This is a genomic window from Zunongwangia sp. L-65, from assembly GCF_056859415.1.
Genome location: NZ_JBSXOK010000075.1, coordinates 1 through 14958 on the forward strand (window position 1 = coordinate 1; position 14958 = coordinate 14958).

11 protein-coding genes are annotated in these 14958 nt (G+C 34.1%); 6 read left to right on the plus strand and 5 right to left on the minus strand.

Annotation, left to right across the window (positions count from 1 at the left end; all coding sequences use genetic code 11):
• Positions 1–457: 457 nt before the first annotated feature.
• The 3 genes from AC13DP_RS16630 to AC13DP_RS16640 all read right to left on the minus strand — a co-directional run bounded on the left by AC13DP_RS16630 (position 458) and on the right by AC13DP_RS16640 (position 3308).
• A complete protein-coding gene (locus AC13DP_RS16630) occupies positions 458–769 on the minus strand; it encodes a DUF3853 family protein (RefSeq protein WP_483068127.1) in 312 nt (103 codons plus the stop codon).
• A gap of 218 nt (positions 770–987) precedes the next feature.
• Positions 988–1953, minus strand: coding sequence for a hypothetical protein (locus AC13DP_RS16635; RefSeq protein ID WP_483068128.1), 966 nt, complete (start codon positions 1951–1953; stop codon positions 988–990).
• 5 nt (positions 1954–1958) lie between these two features.
• A complete protein-coding gene (locus tag AC13DP_RS16640; RefSeq protein WP_483068129.1) occupies positions 1959–3308 on the minus strand; it encodes a site-specific integrase in 1350 nt (449 codons plus the stop codon).
• Between the two features lie 641 nt (positions 3309–3949).
• On the opposite strand from AC13DP_RS16640, the gene AC13DP_RS16645 reads away from it, so the two are divergent.
• The 6 genes from AC13DP_RS16645 to AC13DP_RS16670 all read left to right on the plus strand — a co-directional run bounded on the left by AC13DP_RS16645 (position 3950) and on the right by AC13DP_RS16670 (position 13186).
• Positions 3950–4171 carry a helix-turn-helix domain-containing protein gene (locus tag AC13DP_RS16645; protein ID WP_347406734.1) on the plus strand — a complete coding sequence of 74 codons (222 nt, stop codon included), beginning with the start codon at positions 3950–3952 and terminating at the stop codon, positions 4169–4171.
• A complete protein-coding gene (locus AC13DP_RS16650) occupies positions 4158–4490 on the plus strand; it encodes a HipA N-terminal domain-containing protein (RefSeq protein ID WP_483068130.1) in 333 nt (110 codons plus the stop codon). The genes AC13DP_RS16645 and AC13DP_RS16650 overlap by 14 nt, the downstream gene beginning before the upstream one ends.
• The gene (locus AC13DP_RS16655) at positions 4483–5415 is read left to right on the plus strand and encodes a HipA domain-containing protein (RefSeq protein ID WP_483068131.1); all 933 of its coding nucleotides are present in this window, start codon (positions 4483–4485) and stop codon (positions 5413–5415) included. The genes AC13DP_RS16650 and AC13DP_RS16655 overlap by 8 nt, the downstream gene beginning before the upstream one ends.
• 594 nt (positions 5416–6009) lie before the next feature.
• Positions 6010–9165: a SusC/RagA family TonB-linked outer membrane protein gene (locus AC13DP_RS16660; protein WP_483068132.1), complete on the plus strand. Its 3156-nt coding sequence runs from the start codon at positions 6010–6012 to the stop codon at positions 9163–9165.
• A 23-nt stretch (positions 9166–9188) separates the two neighbouring features.
• On the plus strand, positions 9189–10664 hold the full coding sequence (locus tag AC13DP_RS16665) for a SusD/RagB family nutrient-binding outer membrane lipoprotein (RefSeq protein WP_483068133.1): 1476 nt from the start codon (positions 9189–9191) through the stop codon (positions 10662–10664).
• A 122-nt stretch (positions 10665–10786) separates the two neighbouring features.
• Complete coding sequence (locus AC13DP_RS16670) at positions 10787–13186, plus strand: phosphocholine-specific phospholipase C (protein WP_483068134.1); 2400 nt, start codon at positions 10787–10789, stop codon at positions 13184–13186.
• A 225-nt stretch (positions 13187–13411) separates the two neighbouring features.
• Here AC13DP_RS16670 and AC13DP_RS16675 read toward each other — a convergent pair whose 3' ends face one another.
• Both AC13DP_RS16675 and AC13DP_RS16680 read right to left on the minus strand, forming a co-directional pair.
• Complete coding sequence (locus AC13DP_RS16675) at positions 13412–14107, minus strand: DUF4097 family beta strand repeat-containing protein (protein ID WP_148211741.1); 696 nt, start codon at positions 14105–14107, stop codon at positions 13412–13414.
• A gap of 29 nt (positions 14108–14136) precedes the next feature.
• Complete coding sequence (locus tag AC13DP_RS16680) at positions 14137–14952, minus strand: DUF4097 family beta strand repeat-containing protein (RefSeq protein ID WP_049771460.1); 816 nt, start codon at positions 14950–14952, stop codon at positions 14137–14139.
• Positions 14953–14958: the final 6 nt, after the last annotated feature.

Sequence of the window (14958 nt, forward strand, 5' to 3'; positions counted from 1 at the left end):
CTGGATCGTAGAGCGCTCGCTTAAGGCTTCAAGGACTACCTTAACCTTAAATGCTGATGTGTGTTTCCTCTTGTTCATAATACAGTAAATTTAATTAAAAATCTAATTCAAATTACTGTCCGAATTTTGGGGGGAATTATAGAGCTCGATAAAAAGAGAGTTTAAATTTAAAATTTCCCATTTCCCGTTGCTTTTAAGTTTTATTTGATACTGAATTAATATTATATTGAATCGAACCAAATATTTATCATTTAAATACGCTATTACTTGATCAAATTTGGTATTACTATTTTTTCCGGAGTCATACATCCCTGAATTGTATTCCATAATTATAGTATTGTATGGAAGGATAATACAGAATTTTGTATCTTTGCATAATCACTTCCAAGTGTTGAAGAATTTATTTATAAAGCATAGCTATGTCAGTAGTTATGCTTTTTTTTATGCTTATCGAAGATTATATTTCCGAGTTTTCTTTTAGAAGTTGTAAGGCTTTTTCTGAGTCCACCATTATAGTTCTACCATGTTGAATAATGGCATCATCTATAATTCCACTTTTCTTTATTCTATTGGCGGTTGAAATACTGCGATTAATTAGATTGGCGATTCCTCGGATGCCATATACATAAGTCTTCTTTTGGTTATTTTTAGAAGATTTTTGGCTGGATATTTCCCCAGATTCAGACTCAGTATTATTCTTTAAGAGTGAAATAAATTGCTCTCCGGTCATTTGCCAAATAGGCTTATCTAATAAATTTTCTTGATTCATTTTTAGTCATTTTGAATTAATATTTTTTTGATGTCGCGACTAAAACAAATCAAGAGAAAAAGTAAGTAATTATCGAGTGTAGGAAAGTGTAAAACAAAAATAAATCATATTTAAAAACCTGAATTTAAGTATTTTAAATATGATTTGTAAAGATTATAAGTGTATGAAATTTTATGCGTATTGGAAAGGTTCAAAGAGTATCATTTTTACTATTTATTTTATAATATGAAATTATTATAATACCTATTAAACTCTTTGTCGATCTTTAAGTGTAAGTCTTTTTTGTTTTCATTTCCAACCTTTCTTTTTTTCTCATAAGTTTCCCTTTTAAACCCAAAGTGTTGTATCATTTTTTCTTCCCAGATATCTTTCTTCCCAACAATTACAAAATCTTTTAATTTGTGAATTGAGTACATTATATACATATCTGTCTTAGGTTGTTTAATAAGGAATGTATTATCAATTTTACGCTTAATAGTATCGATCTCTAATATGAAGTTTTCAACCGATACGTCTTTTAGTAAGTTTAAATTCACAAAAATATTAAAGGCTATAAATACAGCGTTAGAATCTTTAAAAGCTCTATCCTCTGTGGGAATGGAATTCTGCATTTTTGAAACTAGAAGTTTTAAGTCATCTAATTTTTCAATAAAAAATTTAAAATCAACGGTTAGTATAAATTCAAGTTCGTCCAATTTTTGTTGATTAGATTTATACGCTTGATCTTTAATATCTACTTGCTTCTTATAAGCTTTTTGGGCTGTTAGGACTTCCTTTTCTAGATTTTGTAAGTGGTTTTCTGGAATATCATTATTATAAGACCTCCGTTCATATTCTTTATCTAAATCTCTATATTCTTTGCCTAATGATGTTGCTTTATTAATTTTATTTTGCAAAATATCATCAGAAAATCTTAAAAACTTTCTTAACCTTTCACCTGGATTGAATGCATCGAAAACTTGCTTATTCTTACCATATGAGTTTTTTATATTATCTATAGTGGTTTCTAACTGATTTAACAGAAATACACGTTCACTAGATTGAAGTAGATGGTTGTGGGTATCTTTCAGATCCCGTTTTGAAAATTCTGAAATATGTTTCAATATCGAAATATCAATGTCTCCAGAATTCTCAATTTCTTTAAAGCCTCTATCTATATACTCCAAGGATACTAGACAATCCATATTTATTAAAAATTTAATTTTTTCATTTCAATTTCCTTGGTTTTCTCAGATACTTCGATGTAGGGTATCATTGATTTATAATCCGAATGACCTGTCCATTTCATAATTATTTGGATTGGGATATTTTTGGCAATACATAGACATATAAAAGATCGACGACCTATATGACTGGTCATATATTCATATTTTGGTTTAGGCGAATCATATCTTTTATTTCCTATAAAGTAAGTTTCAGTAATTTCCTCGTTAATTTTTGCTAATTCTCCTAGTTCCTTTAAATATTCATTTGTCTTTTGATTAGAAATTACAGGTAGGGCCTTATTTTTTTTGAGAGGTATATCTTTATATTTATCCAGGATAGATTTTGTTGTGTGGTTAAAATCAATAACCAAATTATCTAATGTTTTTACAGTAGTTACTTCAAATTTGTCTTTTTTGATATCGGACTTTTTTAATTCATATACGTCTGAATGTCTAAGTCCACTGTATGTAAGGAAAAGTAGTACATCACGAACTCTAGAAAGATATTGTTTGGTTTCAGGAATATTAGTCTGGATTATTTGATTAATCTCATCTTCAGTTAAAAATATAACCTGCTTCTTTACTATTTTTAATTTGGGTTTGAAATTGAGGAATGCATCATTCGTAGTATACTTTTTTGATAAAGCATATCGCAAAAACCAGGTAATAAATTCAAAGTATTTTTTAGTGGTTGTATTTCTCATTTGCAGTTTATTCATAAAATAAACCAATAGGTCACTTAATCCTTCGTGAGTTAAATCTTCAAATTTTAAATTTTGATTATAATCCTGTAGGTGCGTTTTTAAAGTGTTAAATTTGGTATAGGTATCTTCCGTCCAGTTATTGATTTTCCCATTGTAATTTGTAAAATCATCAAAAACTTCAAAGAAAGATAATTCAGTAGATTTTTGAATTATTCTTTTCTTAGGAATCTTCTTATTCCCGGATCTAATTTGTTCGAAGGCTTCTTTAATTTCAGTTGTAGTGGGGATTTTTTCTTCTATTTGAAATTTAAAAAACAAAGAATTTATCTCTGATTTTTGTTTTTCAATATTCAGATTGATCTCTTCAGCTATCTGGTCATTACCATTAACAGTTCCTTCAATCACCTTTTTGTTTTCACTATCCCATTGATCCAAATTTATACGAAAACCGCTATATAAATTTATTCTCTTTCCTGAATAAGTTAACCGGAGAAAAATAGGGGCATTTTCTTCTACTATGACACCTTGCCTTCTTCTTTTTTCAATAGCAATAGTGATTTTTTTCTTTATTGTAATCATTGGCTGTAAATATATACAGCCAAATCTACAGCCACTTTTTTTGATATTCAAAGAAATTCAATAAAAGTTTTAGAATTTATTTTTATTTAAAAAACTGAAATACAATGAAATAAGTATTTAGTGATTCTTCTTGATATTATAGGTGAGAGAGCCTCTTTCTCCGCTAAAAAGCCCCGTATCGTAATGATAACGGGGCTTTTCTTTTATAGATGCTACGATAGGTGCCAGCTTCTTAAATTTTATGGGATCAAGTCCAAAATGGATCAATTCTAAAATCTGGGTTTTTACGATTTTAAGAATATAATTTAATCAAGCGATATATAGAAATATTCGGTATTCCTCACTCCTCTAAATCGTGATCTAAAAGCCTTAAAAGAAGAAGCTAAGGCAAAACAATGCAGTTTAAATCTTTACATAATAAAAGTATTGGTTAAGGACATAGGTAATATCCCCAATGAGGCTACTAAAGCCGCTATTGCAGAAGCTCGAAATGGAAAGTTAGAACGAATTGATAATATAGATTATTGGTTAGAAAAGTTATGATTTTTTACTCTGTTCTGGTATTACATTAATAGTTTCTCGGACAGTTATATTTATATGTAAAAACATATAAAATATTTCTTCTATCTTAAATTATATGTAATTACATATAATTTACTATATTTGGTTAAAATTATACGTTAAAACATATAATGGAGGAATTGGCGTCATTTGTAAAAGCGCGGAGAAAAGAAGTAAACTTAACGCAGGAAGAGTTTGCTGATCGTGCCGGGGTAGCGTTGACCGTTATTCGAAAAATTGAACAAAACCAAACAAATTTAAATTTGGATAAAGTCAACCAGGTTTTAAAAATGTTTGGTCATAAGCTCGCACCGATTAATTTAAAAGAGATTGAAGCTCATGAGGCAAGCTAGGATTTTTTATGATACTATTTATTGTGGACAATTAACAGAGACCAATGACGGCGAGTTTGTGTTTAAATATGATGAGGGTTATGTTCGTAATTATCCCGATCAATTTATCACATTTACGATGCCTGTTCGTAAAACAGAATATAAAGAAAAACGTCTATTCGCTTTTTTTGAAGGTTTGATTCCTGAAGGTTGGTTACTGGATATTGCTTCTAAAAATTGGAAAATCAATAGAAATGACCGGATGGGATTATTATTGGCCTGTTGTAAAAACTGTATAGGCGCAGTAAGTGTTGAACCAATACCTACTGAAGATGAATAAGTGCTTATTTTGTTATAAAGAGCTTTCTGGAGAAGGAGACTTTCATGAAGAGTGTAGCTTAAAATTCTTCGGAACAAAAACGCCTCCTAAAATTCCCTATTCAATTCAGGAAATGACAACACTGGCCGAGCAGGTTGTAGAACGTAGTATTTCTGTTCCTGGTGTACAGCCCAAATTATCGATGTCATTATTTGAAAATAATAACGATCAGCGGCTTACGGTGTTAGGAGCATTAGGCGGAAATTATATTTTTAAGCCACCTTCCGCAGATTATCCTGAAATGCCCGCAAATGAAGATGTCACTATGAAAATGGCAGAGTTATTCAACATTTCGGTCGTTCCGCATTCATTGATTCGGCTTTCTTCAGGCGAGCTATCTTATATCACAAAAAGAGTAGATCGAAAAGAAGACGGATCAAAAATCCATATGATCGATATGTTTCAAGTCGTAGAAGCTTTCGATAAATATCGAGGATCGATGGAGCGCATCGGAAAAGCTATCAATGAATATGCTGAAAACACCTTATTGGATCTTCTTCGGTATTATGAATTAAGTATTTTTAGTTTTTTAACGGGAAATAATGATATGCACTTAAAAAATTTCTCTTTGATAAAAGCAGATTATGGGTGGACGCTTTCTCCGGCTTATGATTTACTGAATGTCTCCATAGTAAACCCAGACGATGAGGAAGAGTTAGCTTTGACGCTTGCAGGGAAAAAGAAAAAAATTACTAGAAAATTGCTAATTGACTTTGGTCTCGATTTAGGACTAACTCAAAAGCAAATCAATGGCGTCTTTAAACGCTTTAATAAATCCAAAAACAAGACTATAGGTCTAATTCGAAATTCATTTTTAAGTGAAGAGATGCAAAAAGCGTATATCAACATGCTAGAAAATAGATATAAAATACTTCTGCGCGAATAAATAGTAGCGATTTTATAAGGAAAAGGTTCTAAAAAAGATAATAAGTATAAATGGACTACCCCTAATTTGTAGTCCGTTTAGTACAATTTTTTGAGTTATTTTCTTTTTCTGCTACTCTAGAATTAGAATTGTTTATTGGAATCAAAAAGGATTTACAATAAATGTGAAGCTGCCAACTTTACGCTTTCCCTTCGTCTTTGATTAGTTTTTCTTTTTTTAAAAGATCAAAGAGTTGAAGCACTTCTTCAGTCATTACATTTTTGCTAAACGCTCTTGGTCTTTAGACAAGTCTTTGGCTTGCTTTAGTAATTCTTCGTAAGCTTCTTAATAGATAAACTACCTGCGTTATAATCTTCAATTATTTTATCGAATCGCCTTCTTTCAGTTTATAGATTCGTTAACAATTAATTATAAAATAGTTATTCTGTATAAGAACATAAAAACAAGCGATATTTATAAGGTTTTATTAGTCAGTTATTTGCGATTTTGTTCACTGATTTCCTATTCATTTTTAGATAATAATGTCTTTAAAGATTGTTAACGAGTTTGCTAAAACCGTTTAATAGGTTTGCGACTCACTTAAAAATAATATCAATGAAGCATTTTTATCTATTACTATTTGTATTCATTAATCTCTCGTGGACAGGTTATAGTCAACAGGAAATATCGGGAGTGGTTACCGATCCTGATGGTCTTCCCCTGGGAGGAGTTAACATAAGTGTTAAAAACAGCAATCAGGTTGGAGCTGTTACTGATATTGATGGTAATTTTTTAATTAACGCGGTACAAAATGATACGCTTATATTTTCCTATATTGGTTTTAAAACCCAGGAAGTTGCAGTAGGAAACAAGAATAATTTTACAGTAACTCTTCAGGTAAATACCGAATCTTTAGACCAGGTTGTAGTAACTGCACTGGGAATTACAAAAGCAGAAAAGAAAATTGGTTATGCCACACAGGAAATAGAAACCAATAATTTGGAGAATTTACCGGTGCCTAATGTCGCTAATTTGTTTTCTGGTAAAGTTGCGGGACTTCAGGTAAGTAGTCCTCCTGGGATGTTTCAATCACCTTCATTCTCGTTACGGGGAAAGACGCCTTTAATTGTTATTGACGGAATCCCGGTAGAAACTGATTTTTTTGATGTTCCTCAAAATAATATTGCAGCTATAAATGTTCTTAAAGGAACTGCTGCTTCTGCACTATATGGATCCAGAGGACGAAACGGTGCTATCCTGGTTACCACCAAGAGCGCTACGCAAGATGGGTTAAGCATAGAAATATCTCAAAATGTCATGTTTTCAGCAGGTTATGCTATTTTTCCGGAAACCCAGCATGAATATGGAAATGGCTCTAACGGGCAGTATGAATTCTGGGATGGTGCCGACGGCGGTATTGCCGATGGTGATATGATATGGGGACCAAAATTTGATGAAAATTTATTGATTCCGCAGTGGAACAGTCCGATTGTAGATAGCCAAACCGGAGAAGTTATTCCATGGTATGGTAGCGTGACCGGTACGCAATATGATAACAGATCCAGGTATTCAAGACAGCCTTTACCATGGGTTAGACACGACAATTTAGACGATTTTCTAAGAACAAGTATAATTTCCAGTACTAATTTCACCGTAAGCCAAAAGAGTGAAAAAGGCTATTATCGCATTAATGGAAATTTTTCGCATAATAGAGATCGCGTACCAAACTCTAGTTTATCACAAGGAGGACTAAGTTATAAGTCTTTAACGCAGCTATCTGATAAGATGAGTTTAACCAGTAAGCTTTCTTACAACAAAGTTTATTCTCCTAATTATCCAAATTATGGGTATAATCCTAGCGGACATATGTATACCCTTTTGATTTGGATGGGAGAAGATGTGAATGGGCAGGATCTTAAAAACCATCAATGGGTACCGGGAATGGAAGGATACCGGCAGGCAAACTGGAACTATGCATGGTATAATAATCCGTGGTTTGGAGCCAATCATTATCAAAAAGAATATAATTCAGATTTATTGAATGCTCAATTAAAATTAGCTTATGAATTTGATGAACACTTCAGGTTACAATTAAGAGGATCTGGAGTGTTAAAATCAAATTTTGAAGATTTAGAAAGTCCAAAATCTTATTTTAATTATAGTGCGCCAAGAGAGGGATCTTATCAAACCTGGAATACAAGAAGGTTAAATATCGATTATGATGTACTGACCACTTATGATAATTCCATTTCAGAAGATTTTAAAATCGTAGTGAATGCCGGTGCATCAACATTTTATAGAAGGTACCAACAAGAATTTGCGGCAACCGATGGATTAACGGTACCGGGAGTTTATAATATGGGAAATTCTACCGGACCGGTAAGAGCTGAAAATAATTTATGGAAAAAAGCGATTAATAGTGTGTATGGTACTCTGGATTTAGAGTTCTTAAACACCTATTTCATTACGATGTCTGCCAGAAATGACTGGTCTTCAACTTTGCCTAAAGAAAACCGATCCTATTTTTATCCTTCATTATCGGGAAGTGCTTTAATAAGTAATATTTTTGAAATGCCAGAGGATATCGAATATGTAAAATTATTTAGTTCCTGGGCCAGGGTTTCCAGTGATCTGGATCCTTATCAACTTTCAGCTTATTATAATAGTTCAGGGAATTTTGCAAATGTTCAGCGTCTTGTATATCCTTCCGGTATTGTTAATCCAAATATCTCTCCGGAAACTTCAACCTCTTTCGAGGTAGGATTGAATACTTCGTTCTTAGATAATCGTCTTGCTTTTGATGCTACTTATTACAATACGGTAGATACCGATCAAATTATTAACCAGCCTATTTCCCTTGCTTCCGGATTCTCTTCCAGAAAAATTAACGGAAATGAATATACAACTAACGGACTGGAGCTTTCCTTAAGATTCAAACCCATTGTTAATGAAAATCTTAAATGGTCGGCGCTATTAAACTGGTCGAAAAAAGTAACCAAACTAACAGAAATTACAAGTGGGGAAGATAAGTTTGGAAACCTTTCTCTAAATGATCGTATCGATAGTTACTACGATCAGGAATGGATGAAATCTCCAGAGGGAGAAGTTATTTTGAATGCTTCCACGGGCTTACCTACCAGAGACACGTATTTATCTTATTTAGGGCATTTTGATCCTGACTGGACTTTTGGTTTTGTAAATGATTTTAAATATAAAAACTGGAACTTAAATATAGCCATGGATGGCGTTTGGGGAGGTGTCTTGCGGTCTCAGGTTGTTGAAAAAATGTGGTGGGGAGGAAAACATCCTAAATCTGTTCAATATCGTGATGAAGAATATGCCGCAGGAGAAGCTATCTATGTGCCTAAGGGTGTAAATCTTGTGAGTGGTGAGTTGGTAAGGGACGTAAGTGGTAATATTGTTTCAGATAATCGTGTTTTTGAAGAGCATACCACTCCTATTAGCTGGCAAACCTGGTCGCAAAATTATCCATATCGTGCCCGAGTGACCGAGGATGAAAGTGAAACTTTTGCGAATGTTTTTGATCGTTCTTATTTAAAATTGAGAAGCATTAGCCTAAGCTATAATTTTACTGATCTTTTAAATAGTAAAACCATTAAAGATGCCAATGTGAGCTTTAATGGCTATAACCTGTTTGTACTAAAAAAAGGAGACTATTATACAGATCCCGACTATAAAACGGGTGACAATAATAATATTCAGGATCCTTCTTCCAGATATCTTGGTTTAGGAGTAAACTTTAAATTCTAAGCCTCAACTTAAAAAATCATTTCATGAAAAAATTAGTCATATATACCTTAATTATTCTTTTAGGTTTTATTACAAAAAGCTGTCAGGATTTAGATGAGCTTAATGAAAATCCTAACAACGTAAGCCAAACTCATCCCCAGTTACTACTTACAGAAATTTCGGCTGAAGCTTTTCAGGTTGCCGGTACCAGTCCGCTTTATGCTTCAAGAATGCTTATACAAACGGGAGAAGAGAACGATTATCAATATTTTAAATGGGGTAATGGTAGCTTTGGAGAGTTTAATGATCTAAGACAGGTTACTAAAATGATTGAAGAAGCTGAACGCATTAGTAGTCCTAATTATATTGCTATTGGTAAATTTTTTAGAGCTTACTATTTTTATCAATTAAGCCTTCGGTTTGGGGATATTCCCTATTCTGAAGCTTTAAAGGGCGAATCTGAAGATGATTTTGAGCCATCATATGATTCTCAGGAGACCGTTTTTGAAGGAATCATTACTGAACTGGATGAAGCGGCATCTATGATAGAGGAAGATGTGGCTATTGAAGGTGATATCATTTTTAACGGCGATGCCAGAAAGTGGCTAAAACTTATTAATGCTTACGAATTGAAACTATTAATAAGCCTTTCCAATAAAACTACTGCCGGATCAATAAATATCGTAAGCAAATTTCAAGAAGTTTATGCGCGCGGGATGATGATTAGCTCCTTAGAAGATAATGCACAATTAGTTTTTCAGGATCAGCAGGATAGTCGTTATACCGAATTTAATTCGAGTAGTTACGGATCAAGTATGTATATGTCAGCTACCTATATTGATTTATTGAAGCAATTAAAAGACCCGCGTTTATTTATCGTAGCCGAACAAACTTCAAGTGCTGCATCGCAGGGATTAGATATCAATAATTTTGATTCCTATAACGGAGGAAGCCCTTCGGAAAACTACTCGGTAATCAATGAAACCCTGGTTGCCAGTGGGAACATATCAAAAGTTAATGCAAGATATTATACCGATCCTACGACCGAACCGCATAACATTTTAAGTTATTGGGAGGTCGAGTTCATACTTGCCGAAGCTTCGTTGAGAGGCTGGATAAATGATCAGCCAGCTACACATTTTGAAAATGCTATTCGTGCAAATTTTGAGTTTTATAGATCGAATGCGAGTGCATACTCAGAATATTTAAGCGTAGAAGAAGTGGAAGAATACCTGGGCCAGGCTGCTTTAGGTCTTGAGGGTACTGAGGAAGAACAACTGGAAACCATTATCACGCAAAAGTATATTGCCACCTTTTTACAGGCCGGGTGGTCACAGTATTACGATTATCTAAGAACCGGTTATCCTGAATTTGATTATCCTACAGGGCAAACACCACCGTACAGGTTTGTTTATCCGGTAGAAGAATATAATAATAATACGAAAAATCTGGAGGCCGCAATAAACGCTCAATTTGGCGGAAACGATGGGATAAGACAACTTCCCTGGTGGCTTGATTAATTTATAGAAATAGCAGCATCTGTTTTTACGATGCTGCTATTTTATAATTATACGCTTTAAAAAAACGTTATTCAAAAAATTAATTATCATTTTTGATAATTAGATTTCAAAAAATATAAGTTATGGAGTCAAGAAGGTCATTTCTGAAAAAAGCTTCTTTATTAGCTGGATCCACAGCACTTTTTAATTCGATGCCACAATCGATAGCTCGGGCTTTAGCGATAAGTGCTGATCCCGGAACCACTTACTTAAATGCAGAAAACATCGTGTTTCTTATGCAGGAAAACAGGTCTTTTGATCACTGTTTTGGGCGTTTGCGTGGTGTACGTGGATTTAATGACCCCAGGGCGATAGACACTCCTACTGGGTTGCCAGTGTGGTATCAGCGTAATAATGCTGGTAAAACTGCAACGCCATTTCGTCTGGATATAAAAAATACCAAATCCACCTGGATGGGATCACTTCCTCATGGTTGGGAAGATATGGTGGCTGCAAGAAATAATGGTAAGATGGATAAATGGCTTGAAGCCAAAAAATCAGGGAATCCCGACTATGCCAAAATGCCGTTAACGATGGGATATTACGACCGGGAAGATCTTCCCTTTTATTACTCTTTTGCAGATGCTTTTACGGTTTGTGACCAAAGCTTTTGTTCTACGTTAACGGGTACCAGTCCCAATAGAAATTACTTCTGGGCGGGAACTGTTCGTGAAGATGCACATAATCCTTCTTCAAAAGCCCATGTAGATAATGGAATGATCGATTTTAAAAATGTGAGCTGGAAAACATATCCAGAACGCCTTGAAGAAGCCGGGATATCCTGGGGAGTATATCAAAACGAACTTAGTATTCCCACAGGTCTGTCTGGAGAAGAAGAGTTTTGGCTTGCTAACTTTACTGATAATGATTTAGAATTTATAAAACAATATAATGTTCGTCTTCATCCCCAGCACAGGGCATGGATGCAGTCAGAATTAGAAAAACTATTAAAAATTGAAAAGTCAGAAAAGCATTCAGAAAATAAACAAAAAAAATTAACGGCTAAAATCGCTAATCTTAGGAAAGATCTTGAGGTGTATAGCGAAGCTAATTTTAATAAGCTAAGCGATCACCAAAAGGCAATCCATAATAAAGCCTTTATCACCAATAAAAATTATCTGGAATATCGAAAACTCGAACACTTGAAGTTTGAAGATAAGGAACTTAAAGTGCCAAAGGGAGACGTGCTTCATCAATTTCGAAACGATGTAGATAATGGGGAATTACCTATGGTATCCTGGTTGGTAGCCCCATGTGCTTTTTCAGATCATCCCGGTTCGCCATGGTATGGCGCCTGGTACGTATCTGAAGTATTGGATATTTTAACGAAAAATCCGGAGCAATGGAAAAAAACAATTTTTATCGTTACCTATGATGAAAATGACGGTTATTTTGATCATGTACCTCCCTTTGTAGCGCCTAAACCGGGAAGTGGTGCGACTAACAATATCCCTACAGAAGAAGAGTTTGTAGACGGAAAACATAATTTAGGTTTAGGTTTTCGGGTACCTATGATAGTTGCCTCACCATGGAGTAGGGGAGGGTATGTAAACAGTGAAGTTTTTGATCATACCTCCTCGTTACAGTTCCTGGAGCATTTTATAGAAAAGAAAACAGGTAAAAAAGTTATTGAAGAGAATATTGGAGATTGGAGACGGGCTATTTGTGGTAACCTTACTTCGGTATTCAGGGATGCTGATAGCTCAGTACCAAAAGAAATGGCGGTAAAAAGGGACGCCTATATCCAACAAATTTATGATGCGAAAGAAAAGAAATTGCCTTCGGATTATAAAATGTTAAGTGATACCGATTTGAGGGATTTAAGAAATAAAGATCAACTTAATAAATTATTGCCGGCGCAGGAGCCGGGTACCAAACCTGCTTGTGCTTTACCCTATAATTTGTCATTAGATTGCGGGTATATGGCTTCAAAAGATAAGTTGGAACTTACTATGTCCTACCAAAATACGCTATCGAAATCTAAAAAAGGAGCAGCACCATTTCAGGTATATGATATGACTTCTTTACTTCAGGATGCTAAAAGGTCCTGTTATGATTTTACCGTAAGTGAAGGTGAACATATAAAATATGATTTTCCTTTCCATTCCGATAAGTTCTTTATCAAGGCTTATGCTCCTAATGGTTTTTACAGGGAATTTCGAGGGCATAAAAATCAGCTTGCAGCCACTACTATTACATTGAAAACAGCAGGTAATAAAGAAGGGATGCGTGCAGTTTTTCAAATTGATACAAAACAAAAGATTAGTGTTGCTATCATCGATAAGTCGTATAATAGAAAACCGGTGAATGTAGTTTTAGAAAAAGGAACCCATCAACAGGAGATAGATGTCCATGATTCATTTGGCTGGTATGATTACAGCATTTTGATAGCGGAATACGCTGATTTTGAACAACGTTTTGCCGGCCATATCGAAAATGGAAAAACCAGTACTACTGACCCTTTAATGGGAAGATCGGTTTAAAATTCAAAAAAATATGCGACATTTTACAGGCTATTAGTTTTGTTGTGTATTCTTAACATCTTACTATAGTATCGATTAAGATTTGCCGATATTGGATTAGATATAGGTGACAATGTCACTACCAGAAATTTGGTAAATTACCTTAGAGCAAACCATAAGGTAGTTTCTGGAAAATTATCTCATGGCTTTCTAACTTTTAATAGAAAGCCATGAGATATAAAATTACTATTCTTTACGCATATAAATATTACCTGAAATAGTTTCAAGTTTTGCTCTTTCACTACCATTACTAACGATACCTTGAATTCTACTGGATATAGAAGAGTTTTTATGAGTTTTTATTACGTTAATATCAAGATCAGAATAGATAGTTCCGGTTAGGGTTTTGGCATCAATTTCGGCTTTCTTCATTGTAATATCTAAATTTCCACTAATTGTCTTTAAAGCAAGCTCTCCATCATACTTTTTTAGCTCCACATTTCCCGATATCAAATCTGTTTCCAGTTTACCTGAAAAGTTTTCTGAAATAACATTTCCGGTAATGCTCTTTATTTTAAGCCTACAGTTTTTAGGCACATAAACCACATAATTAATTTCAGTTTTATGATCACAATTATTGAGTACAATATTATTTTTTTGCTTGAAGTAATCTCCAAAGTCTGAATAAATAGTGATGTCTTTAGAAGAGGTCTCACTTTTTAAACTGTAAGCATCATTACCTTCCCCATTTTCTATCAGAACATTTGCTTTGACATTGATATTCTTTTGATCCCATTGTACCACTTTGATTTCAGAAGCAAATTTAAAGTTTAAATTGATCTGTTCTATTTTAGCTATTTTAAATTGTTCTTCAACCTGTCTTTGGCCCTGGGTAACCGAAGTAAAAAGAATGAGCATTGTTAATACGATTAGATGTTTCATAATGTTCGTTTTTTGATTAATAAATTTGATTATTTTTTTCTTAGATAAATATTTCCTACAGAAGCTTTTAAGCTCATTTTTACCCCTCCATTATTAATATCTCCCGTAATGGCTTTTTGACCGCCAATGGCCTTAAGTCCGTCTTCCCTTGGCTTGATGAGGTTAAAGTTAGAATATACCGATCCCATAGTAGAATTGAGTTCTACCGATGCTTTTGTATTGGAGGGTAAACTTATATCGATCATACCCGTAGAAGAACTGATGGAAATCGGAGCGGTTTGATTAACACTGCTAAATACCACATCAATGTTTCCCGTAGTGCTGTGTGCTGTTATGGGGCCGGTCACATTGTTTAGTTTTATATAGCCTATATTGGTATTTATTTCTAGCTCGTTGCTTAAATTCTCAATCTTCACATTACCTAAATTTCCGCAGTTTATCTTTAGGGCTACTGAGGCCGGAACGCTTATAGTCAATCCCCTGCGATTATAAAAAGATTTAAGGTCATTTATCCGTAAACTTTCCCCATCTTTCTCCATATACATCCCCACTCCGGTATTATCCTCCCCACCAGCGTAAATAGGAGTGAGACCTTTAGCTTTTTCATCAATTGAAGAATCTTTATCATTCCAGGTCGATCCCGTTTCTTCTTCTTCACTTTTACAGTTGCTGCAACCTTCCCTGATAATAAACTCATTTGATACTCCCTTTTTTATAAATATGGAAGTGTTGGTTTCGATTTCTATTCTGGAGATACCGCTTAGTGATTTTTTAAACTCCTTTTGGGCCATGCCTACGCTACCAATAAGCATAAGCAACATACATAATATGCTTGTTTTTTTCATTACTCT

Excerpts from the sequence above, each read along its gene's own strand:
- AC13DP_RS16630 (WP_483068127.1), bottom strand. The coding sequence starts at position 769 with ATGAATCAAGAAAATTTATTAGATAAGCCTATTTGGCAAATGACCGGA.
- AC13DP_RS16635 (WP_483068128.1), bottom strand. The coding sequence starts at position 1,953 with ATGGATTGTCTAGTATCCTTGGAGTATATAGATAGAGGCTTTAAAGAA.
- AC13DP_RS16645 (WP_347406734.1), top strand. The coding sequence starts at position 3,950 with ATGGAGGAATTGGCGTCATTTGTAAAAGCGCGGAGAAAAGAAGTAAAC.
- AC13DP_RS16650 (WP_483068130.1), top strand. The coding sequence starts at position 4,158 with ATGAGGCAAGCTAGGATTTTTTATGATACTATTTATTGTGGACAATTA.
- AC13DP_RS16655 (WP_483068131.1), top strand. The coding sequence starts at position 4,483 with ATGAATAAGTGCTTATTTTGTTATAAAGAGCTTTCTGGAGAAGGAGAC.
- AC13DP_RS16660 (WP_483068132.1), top strand. The coding sequence starts at position 6,010 with ATGAAGCATTTTTATCTATTACTATTTGTATTCATTAATCTCTCGTGG.
- AC13DP_RS16665 (WP_483068133.1), top strand. The coding sequence starts at position 9,189 with ATGAAAAAATTAGTCATATATACCTTAATTATTCTTTTAGGTTTTATT.
- AC13DP_RS16670 (WP_483068134.1), top strand. The coding sequence starts at position 10,787 with ATGGAGTCAAGAAGGTCATTTCTGAAAAAAGCTTCTTTATTAGCTGGA.
- AC13DP_RS16675 (WP_148211741.1), bottom strand. The coding sequence starts at position 14,107 with ATGAAACATCTAATCGTATTAACAATGCTCATTCTTTTTACTTCGGTT.
- AC13DP_RS16680 (WP_049771460.1), bottom strand. The coding sequence starts at position 14,952 with ATGAAAAAAACAAGCATATTATGTATGTTGCTTATGCTTATTGGTAGC.